At 50.0% G+C, this 16,054-nt stretch carries 21 protein-coding genes; 9 read left to right on the plus strand and 12 right to left on the minus strand.

The window, feature by feature from the left end:
- Positions 1–143: 143 nt before the first annotated feature.
- Positions 144–386 carry a hypothetical protein gene (locus tag ACES2G_RS06190; protein ID WP_347357976.1) on the plus strand — a complete coding sequence of 81 codons (243 nt, stop codon included), beginning with the start codon at positions 144–146 and terminating at the stop codon, positions 384–386.
- Here ACES2G_RS06190 and ACES2G_RS06195 read toward each other — a convergent pair whose 3' ends face one another.
- On the minus strand, positions 387–1,433 hold the full coding sequence (locus tag ACES2G_RS06195; RefSeq protein ID WP_374001575.1) for a spermidine/putrescine ABC transporter substrate-binding protein: 1,047 nt from the start codon (positions 1,431–1,433) through the stop codon (positions 387–389).
- A gap of 29 nt (positions 1,434–1,462) precedes the next feature.
- On the opposite strand from ACES2G_RS06195, the gene ACES2G_RS06200 reads away from it, so the two are divergent.
- The 7 genes from ACES2G_RS06200 to ACES2G_RS06230 all read left to right on the plus strand — a co-directional run bounded on the left by ACES2G_RS06200 (position 1,463) and on the right by ACES2G_RS06230 (position 7,145).
- On the plus strand, positions 1,463–2,341 hold the full coding sequence (locus tag ACES2G_RS06200) for an ABC transporter ATP-binding protein (RefSeq protein WP_374001576.1): 879 nt from the start codon (positions 1,463–1,465) through the stop codon (positions 2,339–2,341).
- Entirely contained in the window at positions 2,338–3,168 is an 831-nt protein-coding gene (locus ACES2G_RS06205) for an ABC transporter permease (RefSeq protein ID WP_374001577.1), read from the plus strand. Before ACES2G_RS06200 ends, ACES2G_RS06205 begins: the two co-directional genes overlap by 4 nt.
- The gene (locus ACES2G_RS06210) at positions 3,158–4,000 is read left to right on the plus strand and encodes an ABC transporter permease (protein WP_374001578.1); all 843 of its coding nucleotides are present in this window, start codon (positions 3,158–3,160) and stop codon (positions 3,998–4,000) included. The genes ACES2G_RS06205 and ACES2G_RS06210 overlap by 11 nt, the downstream gene beginning before the upstream one ends.
- The gene (locus ACES2G_RS06215; RefSeq protein ID WP_347357981.1) at positions 3,969–5,225 is read left to right on the plus strand and encodes an MFS transporter; all 1,257 of its coding nucleotides are present in this window, start codon (positions 3,969–3,971) and stop codon (positions 5,223–5,225) included. The genes ACES2G_RS06210 and ACES2G_RS06215 overlap by 32 nt, the downstream gene beginning before the upstream one ends.
- A gap of 80 nt (positions 5,226–5,305) precedes the next feature.
- Positions 5,306–5,896: an RlmE family RNA methyltransferase gene (locus ACES2G_RS06220; protein ID WP_347357982.1), complete on the plus strand. Its 591-nt coding sequence runs from the start codon at positions 5,306–5,308 to the stop codon at positions 5,894–5,896.
- Positions 5,893–6,570, plus strand: coding sequence for a pseudouridine synthase (locus ACES2G_RS06225; RefSeq protein WP_374001579.1), 678 nt, complete (start codon positions 5,893–5,895; stop codon positions 6,568–6,570). The genes ACES2G_RS06220 and ACES2G_RS06225 overlap by 4 nt, the downstream gene beginning before the upstream one ends.
- Before the next feature lie 92 nt (positions 6,571–6,662).
- Positions 6,663–7,145, plus strand: a complete 483-nt coding sequence (locus ACES2G_RS06230; RefSeq protein ID WP_374001580.1) for a MarR family winged helix-turn-helix transcriptional regulator — start codon at positions 6,663–6,665, stop codon at positions 7,143–7,145.
- A 2-nt stretch (positions 7,146–7,147) separates the two neighbouring features.
- Here the strand turns inward: ACES2G_RS06230 and ACES2G_RS06235 are convergent, their stop codons facing one another.
- The 7 genes from ACES2G_RS06235 to ACES2G_RS06265 all read right to left on the minus strand — a co-directional run bounded on the left by ACES2G_RS06235 (position 7,148) and on the right by ACES2G_RS06265 (position 12,430).
- Positions 7,148–7,786, minus strand: coding sequence for an HD domain-containing protein (locus ACES2G_RS06235; protein ID WP_347357985.1), 639 nt, complete (start codon positions 7,784–7,786; stop codon positions 7,148–7,150).
- Between the two features lie 14 nt (positions 7,787–7,800).
- Positions 7,801–8,631 carry a C1 family peptidase gene (locus ACES2G_RS06240; RefSeq protein WP_347357986.1) on the minus strand — a complete coding sequence of 277 codons (831 nt, stop codon included), beginning with the start codon at positions 8,629–8,631 and terminating at the stop codon, positions 7,801–7,803.
- A 27-nt stretch (positions 8,632–8,658) separates the two neighbouring features.
- Positions 8,659–9,156, minus strand: coding sequence for a hypothetical protein (locus ACES2G_RS06245; RefSeq protein ID WP_347357987.1), 498 nt, complete (start codon positions 9,154–9,156; stop codon positions 8,659–8,661).
- A gap of 102 nt (positions 9,157–9,258) precedes the next feature.
- Complete coding sequence (locus tag ACES2G_RS06250; RefSeq protein WP_374001581.1) at positions 9,259–9,591, minus strand: VOC family protein; 333 nt, start codon at positions 9,589–9,591, stop codon at positions 9,259–9,261.
- A 68-nt stretch (positions 9,592–9,659) separates the two neighbouring features.
- Positions 9,660–10,184, minus strand: a complete 525-nt coding sequence (locus ACES2G_RS06255; protein WP_347357989.1) for a thermonuclease family protein — start codon at positions 10,182–10,184, stop codon at positions 9,660–9,662.
- Positions 10,185–10,233: 49 nt separating this feature from the next.
- The gene (locus tag ACES2G_RS06260; protein ID WP_374001582.1) at positions 10,234–11,100 is read right to left on the minus strand and encodes a S8 family peptidase; all 867 of its coding nucleotides are present in this window, start codon (positions 11,098–11,100) and stop codon (positions 10,234–10,236) included.
- A gap of 220 nt (positions 11,101–11,320) precedes the next feature.
- The gene (locus ACES2G_RS06265; RefSeq protein WP_347357991.1) at positions 11,321–12,430 is read right to left on the minus strand and encodes a GGDEF domain-containing protein; all 1,110 of its coding nucleotides are present in this window, start codon (positions 12,428–12,430) and stop codon (positions 11,321–11,323) included.
- A gap of 197 nt (positions 12,431–12,627) precedes the next feature.
- Between ACES2G_RS06265 and ACES2G_RS06270 the strand changes: the two genes are divergently transcribed.
- Positions 12,628–14,196 carry an FAD-dependent oxidoreductase gene (locus tag ACES2G_RS06270; RefSeq protein WP_374001583.1) on the plus strand — a complete coding sequence of 523 codons (1,569 nt, stop codon included), beginning with the start codon at positions 12,628–12,630 and terminating at the stop codon, positions 14,194–14,196.
- Between the two features lie 21 nt (positions 14,197–14,217).
- Here ACES2G_RS06270 and ACES2G_RS06275 read toward each other — a convergent pair whose 3' ends face one another.
- The 4 genes from ACES2G_RS06275 to ACES2G_RS06290 form a co-directional block, all read right to left on the minus strand.
- Positions 14,218–14,670: an OsmC family protein gene (locus ACES2G_RS06275; RefSeq protein ID WP_347357993.1), complete on the minus strand. Its 453-nt coding sequence runs from the start codon at positions 14,668–14,670 to the stop codon at positions 14,218–14,220.
- A 25-nt stretch (positions 14,671–14,695) separates the two neighbouring features.
- Positions 14,696–14,872 carry a DUF1328 family protein gene (locus ACES2G_RS06280; RefSeq protein WP_347357994.1) on the minus strand — a complete coding sequence of 59 codons (177 nt, stop codon included), beginning with the start codon at positions 14,870–14,872 and terminating at the stop codon, positions 14,696–14,698.
- Positions 14,865–15,071: a hypothetical protein gene (locus tag ACES2G_RS06285; protein WP_347357995.1), complete on the minus strand. Its 207-nt coding sequence runs from the start codon at positions 15,069–15,071 to the stop codon at positions 14,865–14,867. Before ACES2G_RS06285 ends, ACES2G_RS06280 begins: the two co-directional genes overlap by 8 nt.
- 140 nt (positions 15,072–15,211) lie before the next feature.
- Positions 15,212–16,021 carry a hypothetical protein gene (locus ACES2G_RS06290; protein ID WP_347357996.1) on the minus strand — a complete coding sequence of 270 codons (810 nt, stop codon included), beginning with the start codon at positions 16,019–16,021 and terminating at the stop codon, positions 15,212–15,214.
- Positions 16,022–16,054: the final 33 nt, after the last annotated feature.

Consider the following 16,054-nt stretch of genomic DNA (forward strand, 5'->3'; position numbering starts at 1 on the left):
GGCCGCCTGTTATTTCAGAATGATCCATCTAGATTAAATTCTCTATCCCCGGCGTGATTTATCGCCTGGATTCATAAAGCTTCCCCAAAGTCCTGCCGAAAAGTTCTACGAATAACCAAAATAACAGAACGTAGGTGGTGGTTATGAATTCAGAGATCGGGGCTTTTGCCCTGAGGCAAGTGCTTGCCTCGATGGCTATTCTGGGGCCGATACTCATCTTGATCGGCCTGTGTTACTTCCTTTTCAATCAGGATCGGCGCAGTATCATCATGTATATTGGTGGTGGTCTGGTGTTGACCGTGATCGGAGTGGCTTGTCTTTACTCCGAATTGCGCTCTGAGGATTCGCGAGCGGATTCTCTGGCTAGTGAATCCGCTCAAAAATAGCTAGTGAGTTTTGACTTCAGTCCAAGCGTCTTCAAAGAGCTTGTTGTTGTCGCCCTGATCCTGGATGCGTTCCAGTTTTTTCAAGGTGCCGTCGTCCGGGAACAAAGCTTTGTTGTTCTGAAGCTCTTTGGGCAACGCTGCCCGGGTGTTCTTCAGAACGGGCCCGCCCAGAATAGTCTTAACACGGTTGATTTCAGCTTGTTCACTGAGCAGGAAGTTGATCAGCTTGTGGGCTGCTTCAGAATGTTTAGCACCTTTAATGATCACCAAATTGTCGATGGCAAATGTTCCGCCTTCTTCTGGCAGAATGTATTCAATTTTCCCTGGGGATTTTTCGGCAGCCTGGAGGGCATCGGAAGAATAGGTCTGTGCCGCCGCCACCTCTTTGTTGTTCAGGATGTCGATAGTGTCAGAGGCAAACATCTTCAGGGACTTCTTGGTTTTCAAAAGGCTTTGTTTGGCCTTGTTGATTTCTTCAGGCTTTGTGCTGTTGACGCTGTAGCCGTGCATTTTCAGGGAAGCTCCCAGTGTTTCGCGGACGTCGTCCAGCAAAGCAAACTTGCCTTTCAGTTGCGGGTTGTCCAGCAGGTCTTTCCAGCTTTTGATCGGTCCTTGGTAAAGATCGCGGTTCACCGCAATACCCGCAGTCGTCCAGATGTAAGGTAAAGAGAACTTATTGTCCGGGTCGAAGTTCTGCTTCAGAAACTGATCGGCGATCAGACTTCTGTTAGGAATCTGTTCGGTTTTCAGGGGTTCCAGCAGATTCATCTTGGACATGACTTCCACCATATAGTCCGAAGGCACGGCGACATCAATGCCGGAAGATCCCATTTGCACCTTGGCCAGCAGCTCTTCATTCGAGGAATAGTTGGAAATGTTGATTTTGATTCCAGTTTCTTTTTCGAACTGGGCCTGAAGTTCCGGGGAAAGATAGTTTCCCCAAATGGAAAGATTCACCTCTTTGGCGGCGGCGGTCTCGGATGATTTTTTTGTACATCCCGCAAGAAGCCCACAAAGAACCAGTCCGGCCATCAATATTCTCGACATTTTTTTAATTCCTTCATATTGTTAGAAGCATGTTGGAACTTCTGAATATCGGCAAAAGTTTTTCCAGTCAAACAGCCTTGAAAGGAATTAACCTTTCGATCGGGGAGGGCGAGTTCTTTTCTCTTCTGGGGCCAAGTGGGTGTGGAAAGACAACACTCTTAAGAATTATTGCCGGTCTTGAGTCGGCCACCAGCGGGCAGATTCTGCTGGATGGGCAGCGTGTGGGTCAACTTCCGGCTCAAAAACGTCCTTTCAATATGGTTTTTCAGCGCTATGCTTTGTTCCCGCACATGACGGTCGGGGAAAACATCGCCTATGGATTGCGCCTGCGTGGGTTGTCCAAAGACGCCATTGAAGCTAAAATCGCTGAAGTGCTGGCTTTGGTGGATATGGGTGAATTCCGTGACCGCAAACCTGACACCTTGTCGGGAGGACAAAGTCAGCGTGTGGCAGTGGCGCGCGCCTTGGTCAACGAACCGCGGGTTTTGCTCTTGGATGAGCCCCTGTCGGCATTGGATCACAAAATGCGTGAACATATGCAAAAAGAGCTTCGGGCTTTGCAGCAGAAGCTGGGCTTGACGTTTATCTGTGTCACCCACGATCAGGAAGAAGCGTTGGCGCTTTCGGATCGCATTGGCATCATGAGTCGCGGAGTGCTGGAGCAAGTCAGCTCGCCTCGGGAAATCTACGAAAATCCAGAAACCATTTTTGCCTCTCAGTTTGTGGAAGCCACCAGTATGTTGCGTGGCGAACTGGTGGAGATCAGTGAGGACCTTGCTACCATCCGCTTGGGGGATGGCAGTCTGATCAAAGGTAAAATCAATGTGCCACCGGATCAGATTCGTTTGGGAATGAGCATCGAGGCCTATGTGCGCAAGGCCATGGTCTTCGGGGAACGCACGAAGTGAAGCTGCGTGATCTTTTCCTTTTACCTGCGGCTTTGTGGTTTGCGGTCTTTATTCTGTTGCCACTTTTGATTGTGGTGGTGGTGAGCTTTGCCACGCGTGGAACCTATGGTGGGGTTGAGTGGGCATGGACTCTGCAAAATTACGCCCGCGCTTTTTCTCCAAGATATTTGGGGATTTTTTTTGAAAGCTTTCAGTTGGCGCTGGTTACGACGGTGGTTTGTCTGGTGGTTGGCGTTTTGATTTCCTGGTCGATGGCCACCGCCTCCGCAAAACTTCGCCAGATCTATCTGATGGCGATGGTTTTGCCATTTTTAACCAATCTGGTGATTCGTATTTACGCTGTTCGTATGTTTGTCGGGGCGGAAGGGCCTCTGCAAACGGGATTGACGATTCTGGGGGTGCCGTTTGATCCCTATGCGCTGACCCAGAATAAGGTGTTGGTTCTGTACGGAATGGTCACAACGTATCTGCCTTTCATGGTTTTACCTCTTTATGGCGCTTTTGAAAAATTTGATTTCTCTTTGGTGGAAGCGGCCCAGGACCTGGGGGCGGGTATCTGGAAAATTCTTTTCTCTGTGATTTTACCAAATCTGAAAACAGCGCTGTGGGCGGGGTCTCTGTTGGTTTTTATTCCGTCTCTGGGTGAGTATGTGATCCCTGACTTGTTGGGCGGAGCGAAGAACATGCTCTATGGAAATCTTATCACCGAGCAATTTTTAAAGTCCCGCGACTGGCCATTTGGGGCCGCCTTGTCTGTATTGATGATGGTGCTTCTTTTGGGATTGGCGGCGCTGTTCCGTTTGCGGGAGGCGCGCCATGGCAAGTGAGGAACGGGGCCGGCCTGCGGCTCCCAGAACAGCGACGGTTGTTTTGTGGGTGACCTTGCTTTTGCTGCATACGCCGATTGTGGTGATGATTCTGGGGGCCTTAATCGAGAAAACTCCAGAGTCATGGAGCTGGACGCTGCGCTGGTTTACAGAGGTGATTTCAGATCAGGCCTTGATGGATGCGCTGATCAACAGTTTGAAGGTCGGCTTTGCGGCCAGTCTGCTATCGACGTTGATCGGAACTGCGGCGGCGGTGGGATTGTATCGTTCAGCGGGGATGTGGAAATGGGCGGTGGAAGGCCTGTCGGTGGTTTCTTTGATTTTCCCGGAAATCGTTTTCGCACTTTCTTTGCTGTCACTGTTCTTTGTTTTGAAGTTTGAGCTGGGGCTCATGACGGTGGTGATTGCGCACGTCAGCTTCAGTATTTCCTATGTGATGATGACGGTGGGGGCACGTTTGTCGACGATGGATCGTGCCTACGAGGATGCAGCTCGGGATTTGGGCGCCAGTGATTGGCAGACCTATCGAACGGTGGTGTTGCCATTATTGATGCCTTCTATTTTGGGCGGATTTATTCTGAGCTTCCTCTTGTCCTTTGATGATTTCCTGATCACCTACTTTGTCAATGGCGTTGGCAAGGATACCTTGCCAGTGAAGCTTTATACGGCGATGAAGTTAGGGGTCAGCCCGAAGCTCAATGCGCTTTCCAGTTTGATGTTTGTTATGACTTTGCTGGCGCTGATTTTCTTCTTCCGTTCTTCGGCGTTCCGTGTTTTCTTTGAGTCTGGCCGGAGGACTCATGGAGAAAACACAAAGAAAGAAAATTCTTAGCTGGGCGTTTTATGACTGGGCGAATAGCGCCTATTCAACGACCGTCATGGCTGCGTTCTTCCCGGTTTTCCTGAAACAGTATTGGAGTGTTGGCGCTGATCCCATCGTCACAACCGCACGCTTGGGTGTGACGATCTCGGTTTCCAGTCTGGCTGTGGCGTTGCTGAGTCCCACGTTGGGTGTCATCGCCGACATGAAGGGATTTAAAAAACTTTTCTGTATGCTGTTCACAATCATGGGTGTGATCTCTTGTGCCTGGATGGGTTTTATTCCCAGCGGGGACTGGGTGAGCGCTCTGTGGGCTTATGCCTTGGCTCTTTTTGCTTTTAATGCCAGCAGTGTGTTCTATGATTCTCTGCTGCCGTATGTGGCGCCGGTTCGTTATATGGATTACGCCTCCAGTCTTGGGTATTCGTTGGGTTATCTGGGCGGCGGTCTTTTGCTTTTGCTGAATGTGATGATGGCCCTTCATCCGCAAAGTTTTGGAATTCCCGATGCGACAGCGGCGACGAAGTTGTCCTTTATGATGGTTTCAGTCTGGTGGCTGGCGTTTTCTTTGCCGCTCTTTAAAAATATTCCCGAGCCTGAAGGTGGGCGTTCGTCCCACAACATCTGGAAGCTGACTCAAAGCAGTTTGCAAACCCTAAAGAAGACGTTGAAGGAACTTCTGCGCGAGCGGAATTTATTCTTATTTATGGCCGCTTACTGGCTGTACATTGATGGTGTTTACACCGTGATGACCATGGCGGTGGACTATGGAATTTCCATCGGCTTTGAGTCCAAGGATTTGATTGCGGCTCTGCTGATCACCCAGTTTATCGGTTTCCCGTGTGCTTATCTGTTTGGAACGATGACCGGACGCTGGGGTACGAAAAAGCCGATCATGGTTTGTATCATTGTTTACGGCGTGACGGTGATCGCGGCGACTCAGATGTCAGCAGCATGGCATTTCTATTTGTTGGCTATGGTGATTGGGATGGTTCAGGGTGGGGTGCAATCGCTCAGTCGTTCCATGTTCGGGCGTATGATCCCCAAAGAGGCCAGTGGTGAGTACTTCGGTCTGTTCAATCTGGTGGGCCGTTTTGCCTCTATTTTGGGCCCTTTGGTGGTCGCAGGGGGCGCTTTATTAACAGGAAGCTCACGTCTGGGGATGGTAGGGCTGCTGGTTCTTTTCGTTATTGGTGGTGGACTCTTGGCGATGGTCAAAGAACCCAAGCGCCAGTAATGCGTTGCTGAAGTCACCTTTTTACCGAGAATTCTGATAATGGTGGACTTTACGCGGGTATAGCGACATAACCCTTCGATATGACTTACAATCCTCGCGATCACTACTTCAGAAAAGCCAAACAGGAAAATTTTGCGGCTCGTTCCGTTTTTAAATTGGAAGAGATCGACAAGAAATTCAAGATGTTCAAGCCGGGGCAGGTCGTTTTGGATTTGGGGGCTTCGCCGGGGTCTTGGTCACAGTATGCTTCCAAGGTGTCGGGTGAAAGAGGCCGAGTGTTGGGTGTGGATCTGAGCCCCGTCACTGTGAAGTTGAAAAATGCCGTTTTCATTCAAGCGGATTTACGCGATTTAAATCTGGAAGAAATTTTCAAAGAGCACGGCTTTGAGCCGCCCTTTGATATTGTCATGTCAGATATGGCGCCAAAAACCACGGGCATTCGCATGACCGATCAGGCGCGTTCGATGGAACTGTGTGAACTGGCGCTGGATGTGGCCCGCAGGTTCTTGAAAAAGGACGGACACTTCGTGTGCAAGCTGTTCCATAGTGACGACTTCGGAAAACTTCGCGATGAAATGAAAAAGACTTTTGCAAAAGTGGAAGCGGTGAAGCCGGATTCCACGCGCAAGATTTCCAAAGAGATCTTTTTAGTAGGCCTTAGTAAACGATGATTCGCATCGTATGTGAGAATTCTCACTTTGTTATCTGTGACAAACCTCATGGGGTCCTTTCCACACCCAGTCGTTTTGAAGAGGACGACGAGCGTCTGTGCTTGGGGACGGCTTTGCAGAAGTCCCTGGGTGTGCAGATCTATCCTGTGAATCGCCTGGACTTTGAAGTCTCTGGTTTGATTGTCTATGCCAAGACTTCAGAAGCACATCGCAAGGGCAATGCGTGGTTTGAGCATAAAGAGGTCACAAAAACCTATCGTGCACTGACAACGGGACAAAGTTTTTCCCATATTCCTGCCAATGTTGCGAATCCTCGAGCGACTCTGAGTCTTGAGATAGGGAACACCTTTGAATGGCGCTGTCGCATTCTGCGAGGCAAGCGTCGTGCGTACGAAAGCCCTCAGGGGAAAGATTGCCTTACCCTGGCTCATTATCAGGGGCAGCGGGGTTCACAGCAGGTCTGGGATTTGAATCCAGTGACAGGACGTTCGCATCAATTGCGCTTCGATCTAAGTCGTCATGGTTTTCCGATTGTGGGTGACAAGCTTTATGGATCGAATGTAGAGCTTGAAGAGAACCACATCGCTCTTCGCTCTTACAGAATTGATTTTTCACGCGCAAATGGAGCCCAAGCTCTAGGGCTGCCAGAGATGATCGAGATCGATACACTCTGATTCTCAAAACCTTTGCAAAATGTCATGTATGGCAGCTCATGCAAAAAGAGTTTGCACGAAGTCTTTGGATAGTTCTTAATAATTACATGAGTATGGATTCGGTTTCTGAATATCGTTCTGAGGTGGGTGAGGTCATGGACTACATCCGTCATATCTTCAAAGCCCTGCGCGTTTCTTCCAGCCAGTTTGAAAAAGAGCTGGGTTTGAGCGCTGCGCAGATCTTCGTTATGAAAAAACTGAAGATGGAGCCGGGCTTGTCCATCAACGATCTCGCCCTGAGGACCACGACACATCAAAGTTCGGTGTCAGTCGTGGTTAAGAAGTTGGAAGAGCAAGGGCTTGTGTCCCGCACGGTATCCCAGGAAGACTCCCGCAAAGTGGTGGTCTCTCTCACTCCCTCCGGTCTGGATAAACTGGGCGAGATCCCTCGCACTGTTCAAGAAGAGATGATTGAGGCTCTTCAAAAAATGAATCCTGAAAAAACAGCCGTTCTTGCGCAAGTGATGAAAGAGTTTGTTTTCAATGCTGGAATCATCGAGGGCAATGCGCCCATGTTCGGTGAGGACAACCGCTAAGATCAGATTTCCCGTTTGATTTGTTCCAGATAAGTTTTGATGAAGGCGATGCGATGCTCGCCTTCTTTTTTTGCAGCCGGTGTGTTCAGATGATCCACCAGCTTAAATAATTTTTGGAAAAAGTGGTCAATCCCGAAGCTTTTGTCGTCCAGAGCGCGGCTTTCTGCCCAGGGATCTTCTTCTGCATAGAACGGGCGGCTCATCTGTGTGGAAGTGGCAAAGCAGCGGGCAATGCCAATGGCTCCTAAGCTGTCCAAGCGGTCGGCATCCTGGACGATTTGAGCTTCCCGGGTGGTGGGCTTAATGCCTGCACTGAAGCTGTGTGCTTCAATGGCATGGCGAATCTCATCGAAATGATCTTCCGGGTAATTTATGGACTTCAGATACTCCAGCGCCGCCTCGGCAGAAAGTTGAGAAGCATACGGGCGCCTTGGGTCATTCTTGGGAACGTTGATATAGTCATGGAAGAAAGCTGCGGGCAGAACAATTTCCCAGTTGGCACCCTCGGATTCTGTCAGATGTTTGGCGGTGTTCACCACGCGCATGATGTGAAGATAGTCATGCGCCGGATCGGTGCTGGGATAGAGCACGCGTGCTTTGTTGCTGAACAGATGGAACCACTTTTTTTCTTCAAATGCCATGGTACCAGCCTAGCTTAAGGTTCAATGACTCTCACCATGGGGCCGGTCAGTTTGTCAAAAAACGCCGTCAGTGGCTGATCTGAATAGCCATCCACATGGTCGAAGGTGACAAAGCCATAACCACCTTGCCCCCATTCCTCGCCCCACGAGTTTTTAAACATAAACACTTTTTGAACATCGTCATAGCCCACAAGCAGGACAGCATGACCACCGCAGGCGATTTTTCCTGAATTACATTGTTCATCAATTTCAGAAGAATACGTAAAGGTGCCTTTTTTGTCGTTGATATGGGGAAGGGCGACTTTCAAAGTCACCACCACGGGGTGGTTTTGATCCAGTTCCTGCATGAACAAAGTGGACCAGGGGCGGCGCACCCACATCTGGGTCAGAATCTTGGTGCGCAGGCTGCGATAGTCCACGCGTGCCACGGGCTTCTGACTTAGATTGTAAAAGTCATGCTGTTCGGGGCTCAGAGTCTTTGTGAAATCAGGACTGCTGGCCTGATAGGGCAGTTGGTGCTCTTGATAGAAGGTCATGCCATTGGTGAAATTCAAAAGGAGTTGATAGGTGTTGCCGAACTCAACTTCAGGACGCCATGGGGAGAGCACTTTGTGCCGGAAGATTTCATATTCTTCTGAAATATCGAATTCCTGGCCAAACTGATTTTTGATGGTGGATTCGACAAGCGCGGACACCGCAAAGTAAGCGCACGTGTCCCGGTTCTTCTGATTTTTGACCGGGGTTTGCAGGTGACGCAGGTCCACCTGTTTGGCCGAAGCCTGTTCCAGCATAAAGCTGCAAAGAAGACCCACAGTCAGGATCATGCGAGTGAATATTTTCTTCATGTAGAATCCCCATTTCCCCGGACAGATTTATTTTGCAGAGCTTTTTACTTCCACGGAAGTTTTCAAAGTCTGATCGCAGAAGTCGCCGCCACAGGCAGTACGGGCTTTGCGTTCGTCGATAAACATCTGGTTGGTGTCCACGGTGTGTGTAATGTCTGTCAAAGCTCCGTCAGCAGTGAAACCGACAACTTTGATTTCATAGATCCCTGCGGCTTTACGGGTTGCAGATTTGAATTCAAAAACCTGATCGTCGATTTTGAAGTCAGCAGAGATATTTCCCATTTCAGCAAGACTTGCATAGCCCAAATAGACGGTGTAGCGCGGGGATACGTCGGTGCTTAGGCCATGATCTTCGACAACGATAGATACTTTCTTGGCGGAAGAACCCGGATCCTTTTTGTCAACCAGACGCACAACCTGGTCAATACTGGAGGGCGCAATTTGCAGAGATTCGGAGGAAACCGATTTTGCAAAGGCATTTGCAGACAACAATAGAGACAAAGACAAAATGACAGCTTTAGACATTGAAATCTCCTCGTGTGTTTTTGAATCCCAGCGAAGATAGCTGAAGACCCGGAGATTTTAAACTGTCAAAAGATTATACATGCGAAATGTTCATGGTGTGGGCTACTCAGGCTCAGGGATATTGATCAGAGTGTTCTGATACGGAGCCGGTTCCCAGAGTTCGATACGATTTCCTTCAGGATCATAGACCCAGGCGAAAGAGCCGAAGTCGTTTTCGACCACACGGTCTTCCACTTTGGCACCTTGTTTGGCCAGATCCCGCAACAGAACAGGCAGCTTTTCCACACGAAACTGAATAGCCGAAGGCTTGTCGGAGGGGGTAAATCTATGGGTGTCTGTCTGGGGCAGAACCCCCAGCGTGTTTTCGTACCAAGAATAAAGCTGTTTGGGGTTTTGTGCTTTGGAAAAAGCCTCCCCGAAGTCTTTGATCGCCATGGATCTATCTTTTCGGCAGGGCCCGGCGCAGGCAATGTCTTCATGCCTGCACTGTAAAGAAGCAGTATCTAGTTGTTGGCCGGTTGGCGCAGGGCCTTGCACCAGTCGGGATGCTTTTTGGTGCCGCCATCATAAGCATAGGCCAAATTATTCTTTATCAGAATTTCTGACAGCGAACGCCCATCCACCATCACATCTGCAAGGATACGGAAGTATTTGTCACGCTGGACATTATGCAATTCCACACTTTTGGCATTTTTCAGCGTGCTGGCCACAAGATTGCGCGCAATACGGCCGGCTTCTTTTTCGCATTTGTTCTTTGTGCGGACCTCAGGGGTGTCGATCCCCAGAACTCGCACGCTGATCTTTTTACCAATCAGCGCAGGCACATCCGGGATATTTACAGTCAGGGTGTCGCCATCATAGTTTTTAAGCACTTCCACGCAGCGAAAGGTCTTGTCATCATGCTGGCAGGAACTGACGCTCGCCGATGAGGACAGGGTTTTGTCTGAAGCCTGCAAGCTTTGAGAACAGGCGGTCAGGGTCGATACGATCAGGGCAGAAGTTAACAACGTACTTAGATGCAAATTCATATCCCAAGTTTATGGGATCTTTCACAGAAGGGCAAGAAGCCCTTCTGATTTACTCCATATTCAGACCTGCCTGCAGACTGGAAATACGAGTTTGTGAGCGAACCTTTTTGCTGAGCAAACGGTCCTTGGTGCCACTGCTGAGCAAAACTTTTTTGATCTCCTGCGGAGTCAGTGTCTCCCAAGGGTGGCGCAATATCAGGGCGGCGGCCAGTCCGCTGACCCAGGCCGTCGCTTGGGAGGTTCCGCTCATATAGCCATACTTGCCTTCAGGAAGGGCGGAGAAAATATTCTTTCCCGGGGCGGCAATGTCGACAGATCGGGTGCCGAAATTGCTGCTGGCTAAAAGACGCTTCTGCGAATCCAAAGCCGCGACCGAGATGATATTGGTCAGTTTGTAACCTGCGGGGTAATAGCCAACCACATCGGTATTGCGCCCTTCATTGCCGGCGGCAGCGACGAACAGAATGCCCTCATCCTGGGCTTCGCGAATCGCAGCCTCTTCCATGGGGCTTCTTTCGTCACCACCGCCGGAATAGTTAATAATGTCCGCTTTCATGCGGGTGGCATAACGAATGGCCTTTACAGTATTCAAAAGGTTGTCGTTAGCCGGAATAGACGGGTCATAGTACTTAAGGATCATGAACTTCACACGGTTGGAGCGGGCTTGTTGCTGGATGATGCCTGCGACATGGGTGCCGTGACCGTGGTGGTCTGACAGATCATGGTTGTTGGAAACAAAGTTCCATCCATGGAGATCCCCGGCAAATCCATTGCCATCGTTATCTTTTCTATTGTTCTTTTCCTGTGGGTTCGTCCACAGATTGCCTTTGATAAGTGGATGATTCACATCCGCACCCGTATCAATGATTGCCACCACAATATCGCGATCAAGACTTTCCTGAGAGAAAGAGTTCATCGACATCCCCAAAAATGTAGTTACAAAAAATAGAATTGCCTTCATGCAGAGGCACTAAAGCAAGGAGGGGGCCAGCGTCAAACGTGGATGATTTTCTTCTGAGCTGGAAATGTACTGCGAGTGTTTAGAAAATTCTGAACATTAAAAAAGCCCGAACGACTGTTCAGGCTTTTGTAGTCACTAGTACTGAATGGTCAACTGTCTGAAAGTTAGACAGCCCTTAAGCAACACGTTTGATCTGGGATCCTTGGGACACGGTATACTTGTTACGGCCGGTTTGTTTGGATTCGTACAAGGCTTCATCGGCTCTTTTGTACAGAGCATCCGCTTTTTCACCTGGCAGAACTTCCGCGATCCCCATGGAAATGGTGAAGCGGATTTCATAGTTTTCGTGGACAAAGACTTCCTTGCGGATACGGTTCATGGCTTCCTCGGCCATGCGGGTGGCCGCCTCAGCATTGCAACCGGGCAGAATCACTGCGAACTCTTCACCGCCCAGGCGGGCAATGAAGTCCTCTTCGCGAGAGAAGCTTTCCTGAATCAGGCGAACGCATTCCTTCAGGACAAAGTCGCCGATATCGTGTCCGTAGGTGTCGTTGATCTTTTTAAAGAAGTCGATATCCATAATGATCAAAGTCATCGGGTCTTTGTCGATCTCGTGCAGCTGCAGATAGCGGCGCACTTGTTCGTCATAGCTGCGGCGGTTGTGAGCCCCAGTCAAATGGTCCTTGCGCATGGTGGTGTTGGCCTCCATGAGCTGTTTTTTGACGGTGGTCAGACTTTTCTTAATTGTCTCCATGCGCTTGGAACGGCGATCATTATGGGCGCTTTGGTGCTTCAGATAGAAATTAATGAATTCCCGGGATTTGGCACGCAACTCTTCGATAGAGTTGGATTCCACGGCTTCACGCAGCTGTTCCAGGCTTTGATTGACGTCTCCGGAGGCGGCGTTCTGCTCCTGAATCTCTTCGCTGAGGTGATCGGCGAAGTCCCAGATAATGCGTTTGAAGTCATCAAACGTATTTTGCACATAGCTGTATTCGTCGATGCGATAGCTGGAGATAAACTGGCGGATCTCAAACAAGACACGTTCGGTGTCCTGTCCGTCGGGCTTCACCAGTTCTTTGGCAAAGCCATCCAGCTTGTTGCGCACTTTGCGTACAGAGTGATTTTGGATCTCGAAAAGATGTTTGTTGAAAACATCCAATATGAAAAGCAACGTAGCTCGTTCTTCAGACATGTTGGGAACGCTTTTACCCTTTTCCGTGCCGGTGCCAGAACTCCAGTCCATGTCAAACTGCTCAACGAGCTTTTTTACCCACTGTTTCAAGTAAGCCTCCTGGGAAGGATACAACACTATTTTATCGGAAAAGATGCCCTTGGTCTTAAGGGGACTTGGGGCTGAATCTGTTCGGTATGTCTCAGAATGACATAAAAAAGTGATGCATTTTAGCAGTTAGGCGGACAGAGCATTCTGTCCTGATTGAAAGCTTCCTATGATAAGACCCGATGAATAAGGAGTTTATTATGGGACGATCCGCAGATTTAAAAGGACCTGACCTTTCCAAGGGTATTGATGCTGACCAGATTTCTGATGGGCAAAAACTATTGGGGTTTGTCGGTGACGAAGCCGTCTTGTTGGTCCGACATGAAGAGGAGTACTTTGCGGTAGGAGCCACTTGTTCTCACTACGGCGGACCTTTGCACGAAGGGTTGATTGTCGGCGAAACGGTGCACTGTCCCTGGCATCATGCCTGCTTTGATTTGCGTACCGGAGACGCGTTGAAAGCCCCGGCTTTGAATCCTATTTCGGCCTGGAATGTGGAGCTGCGAGGCGGGAGGATTTATGTGACCAACAAGAAGGCCTCCTCCATTCGTTCGCGAGAGTGGAGCGAATCTCAAAGATACGTGATTGTCGGCGCCGGAGCCGCAGGGACCGCCGCTGCGATCATGTTACGCAAGCATGGCTTTATCGGACATATCTCTGTTGTGACCGAAGACAAATACCTTCCCTATGACCGACCCAATTTATCCAAAGACTATTTAGCTGGAAATGCTCCGGAAGACTGGGTGTCCTTGGAGGCTGAAGAGTTCTATCAGCAGAACAAGATTCATTTTGAATTGTCCTCGCGGGTGGAAAAAATTGATTCCCATCGCCGAAGTGTTTTCCTGTCGAATGGGAAAACTTTGCGCTATGACCGGGCACTTTTGGCGACGGGGGGTGAGCCTGTTAAACCCAAGATACCTGGAATTGATAAGCCTCAGGTTCACTATCTAAGAACTTTGCAGGACTGTCGCCGGATTATTGGCAGGACCTCCTGGGCGCAAAAGGTGGTTATTATTGGCGCTGGATTTATCGGACTGGAGGCGGCGGCAGCTTTGCGCCAGCGAAATCTGGAGGTGCATGTTGTTGCACCAGAAGAGATGCCGCTGTTGCGGGTGGTTGGTGTCCATGTCGGCAGCGTCTTAAGAAAACTGCATGAAGAACACGGAGTCCACTTTCATTTGGGTCATGGCGTAAAGGAAATCCGGGACCGCAGTGTTTTGTTGGACAGTGGGGAAAGTGTCGAGTGTGATTTTGTGATTGTCGGTACAGGCATTCGTCCGAATACAGCACTGGCAGAACAAGCGGGATGCTGGGTTGAAAATGGTGTGCTGGTCAATGAATACCTGGAAACCAGTGTGCCGGGTATTTTTGCCGCGGGAGATATCGCTCGCTGGCCAGATCCACGCAGTGACCGGGCCATTCGGGTGGAGCATTGGGAGGTGGCTGAGCGTCAAGGTCAGACCGCGGCCTTGAACATGATGGGGGATCGGGTGAAGTTTCAAGACGTTCCATTCTTCTGGACTCAGCATTACGATCTGAGTTTAGGGTATGTCGGTTATTCGGATCGCTTTGATCGGATGGACGTCATGGGCGATCTGGACAGTCGGGATTTTGCCGTGGCCTTTTATGAAGATCAGCGCGTTGCTGCCGTTTTGACAGTCGGGCGCGATCTGGAAAGTCTGATGGTGGAAGATGCCTTCAGTCATTTTGATGATCACAAGCTGCATGAGGTTTTGCGATCTCAGGATCACCATGCCCCGCCATCCTAGCGGGGTACGGTGAATGTTGTATCAGTGAGCATGGTGTGATGGCGACATGGTCTCGTGGAAGTCGATATCCAGTGTTATATCGGCTTTCAAGACTTTTGAAACCGGACAGTTGACCTTTGCATCCTGTGCGATGGATTCAAAAAGTTTTCTGTCGATTCCGGGAACCTGTGCGCGCAGCTTCAGCCGGGAACTGGTGATATTGAATCCGTCACCAACTTTTTCCAAAGCGACGGTGGCGGAAACATCGAGAGTGTCAGCATTAAATCCTTTTTTGGCCAGTGCCCCGGACAGAGCCATGGCATAGCAGCCAGAATGAGCGGCGGCAATCAGCTCTTCAGGATTGGTGCCCGGACTGTTTTCAAAACGGGTCGCAAAAGAATAGGGGATGTCTTTGATAGCGCCACTTTCAGAATTGAGAGTGCCCCTGCCGTATTGAAGATTGCCCTGCCAGCGGGCGGAAGCTTTGCGTTGCATGAATTCCTCCTTCACAAGGGGGCCGCTACCGCGGTCCTTTTTTTCCACTTAAAAGATTGATGATAAAGCTGATGATTGCCAGAGCTAGGAATACAAAGAGCAGCAGACGGCCGATTTCAACGGACAGTCCGGCAATTCCACCTGCGCCCAGAAGATAGGCAACGATCGCGATGATAAAAAATATGATGGCGGCTCTAAGCATGGGAATTCCTTTCTGTTGGGGCAGAAGAAGGAATGGCGGGCAGGACGTCTTCGAAGTTATCCGGGGCGCTATTCATCTGCGAGGGGTAGGGCACAGCTTCGCGCTGGTGACGACGAGCAGCTCTTTGCATTTCGTCGAACTCCCACTCGTAGTAAAGGGCTTTTCCGGTTTCCTTCACGTCACGTCGTTGCTCCGACATAGATCCTCCTGCGCTATGATGCTTTAAGAATCCGCGTGCCGAAGGGTGATGCCAAGATTTTGCAGGGAATTGTTTTAGAAAACAAATGTGTGGCGAAGCAATCCCCGAGGGAAGCAGGGATCACCTCGCCACGAGGGAACTTATTTGCAGAAGGACAGTTTTTTCACCATGTCAGAGATCGGTGCGATCTTTTGGTATTTACCGCCACTTTTCACCACAGCCCAGTAAGCGCCGGAGCCGACGGTGATGGCACCTTTGTTCTTTATCTGACGGGCCATAATTCCGACGCCGCAATACAGATTTTTATAGGGGTCGAGAATGGTTTTCTTGGGATCTTTGGCGGAAAGTTTTTTATCCTTGCTCCAGTCAAACTCACACCAGCGTGCCCATTGAACGTCCTGATAAGACAATTGCAGCAGACCTTCGGAATAGACGGGATTTCCAGTCACAGGATCCGTCCCCATGGTGGTCTCGTGCATGCGTGATGTGGGATCATAAGCGCTTTCATACTTCGCCATGGCCGAAAATAGAGCCGCCCAGACATTGGCGCGCTGATTATTATCCAGTCTGTCATAACGAGGGCAGAAGCGATCCATGTCGTCGGCGCCACCTAAGAGAGTGTTCCAATCCTCAAGGATGATCCGGTGCAGGTATTCGCTCCACTGTCGACGCTCGGGTTTTGTAGAGGTTTCCCAGGACAGAGCTTCTATTTTATAGGTGCCAGGGCTTTCTGGGATTGCCGGGGTTGATGGGTCGGCAGGGGCTTCGGGCTCTGTGGGGGCCGGTGTTTCTGTGTTCCCCGGAGTCTCGGCGCTGTTGTTACCATCATCGACAGTGCTTGCCAGATCTGTGATGGAAGAAGTTGTCGGGGAACATGCGGCAGCCAGCAGAAATGCGATTGTGATCGCAGCCAGAGACACCGTCTTGGTCAGATGTTTTGAGTTCGTCAAAGGACCTCCACATAGCTGTGTGTTGTGGGCCCC

Origin of the sequence: Bdellovibrio bacteriovorus, assembly GCF_041888015.1 — a bacterium.
Taxonomy (GTDB): Bacteria; Bdellovibrionota; Bdellovibrionia; order Bdellovibrionales; family Bdellovibrionaceae; genus Bdellovibrio.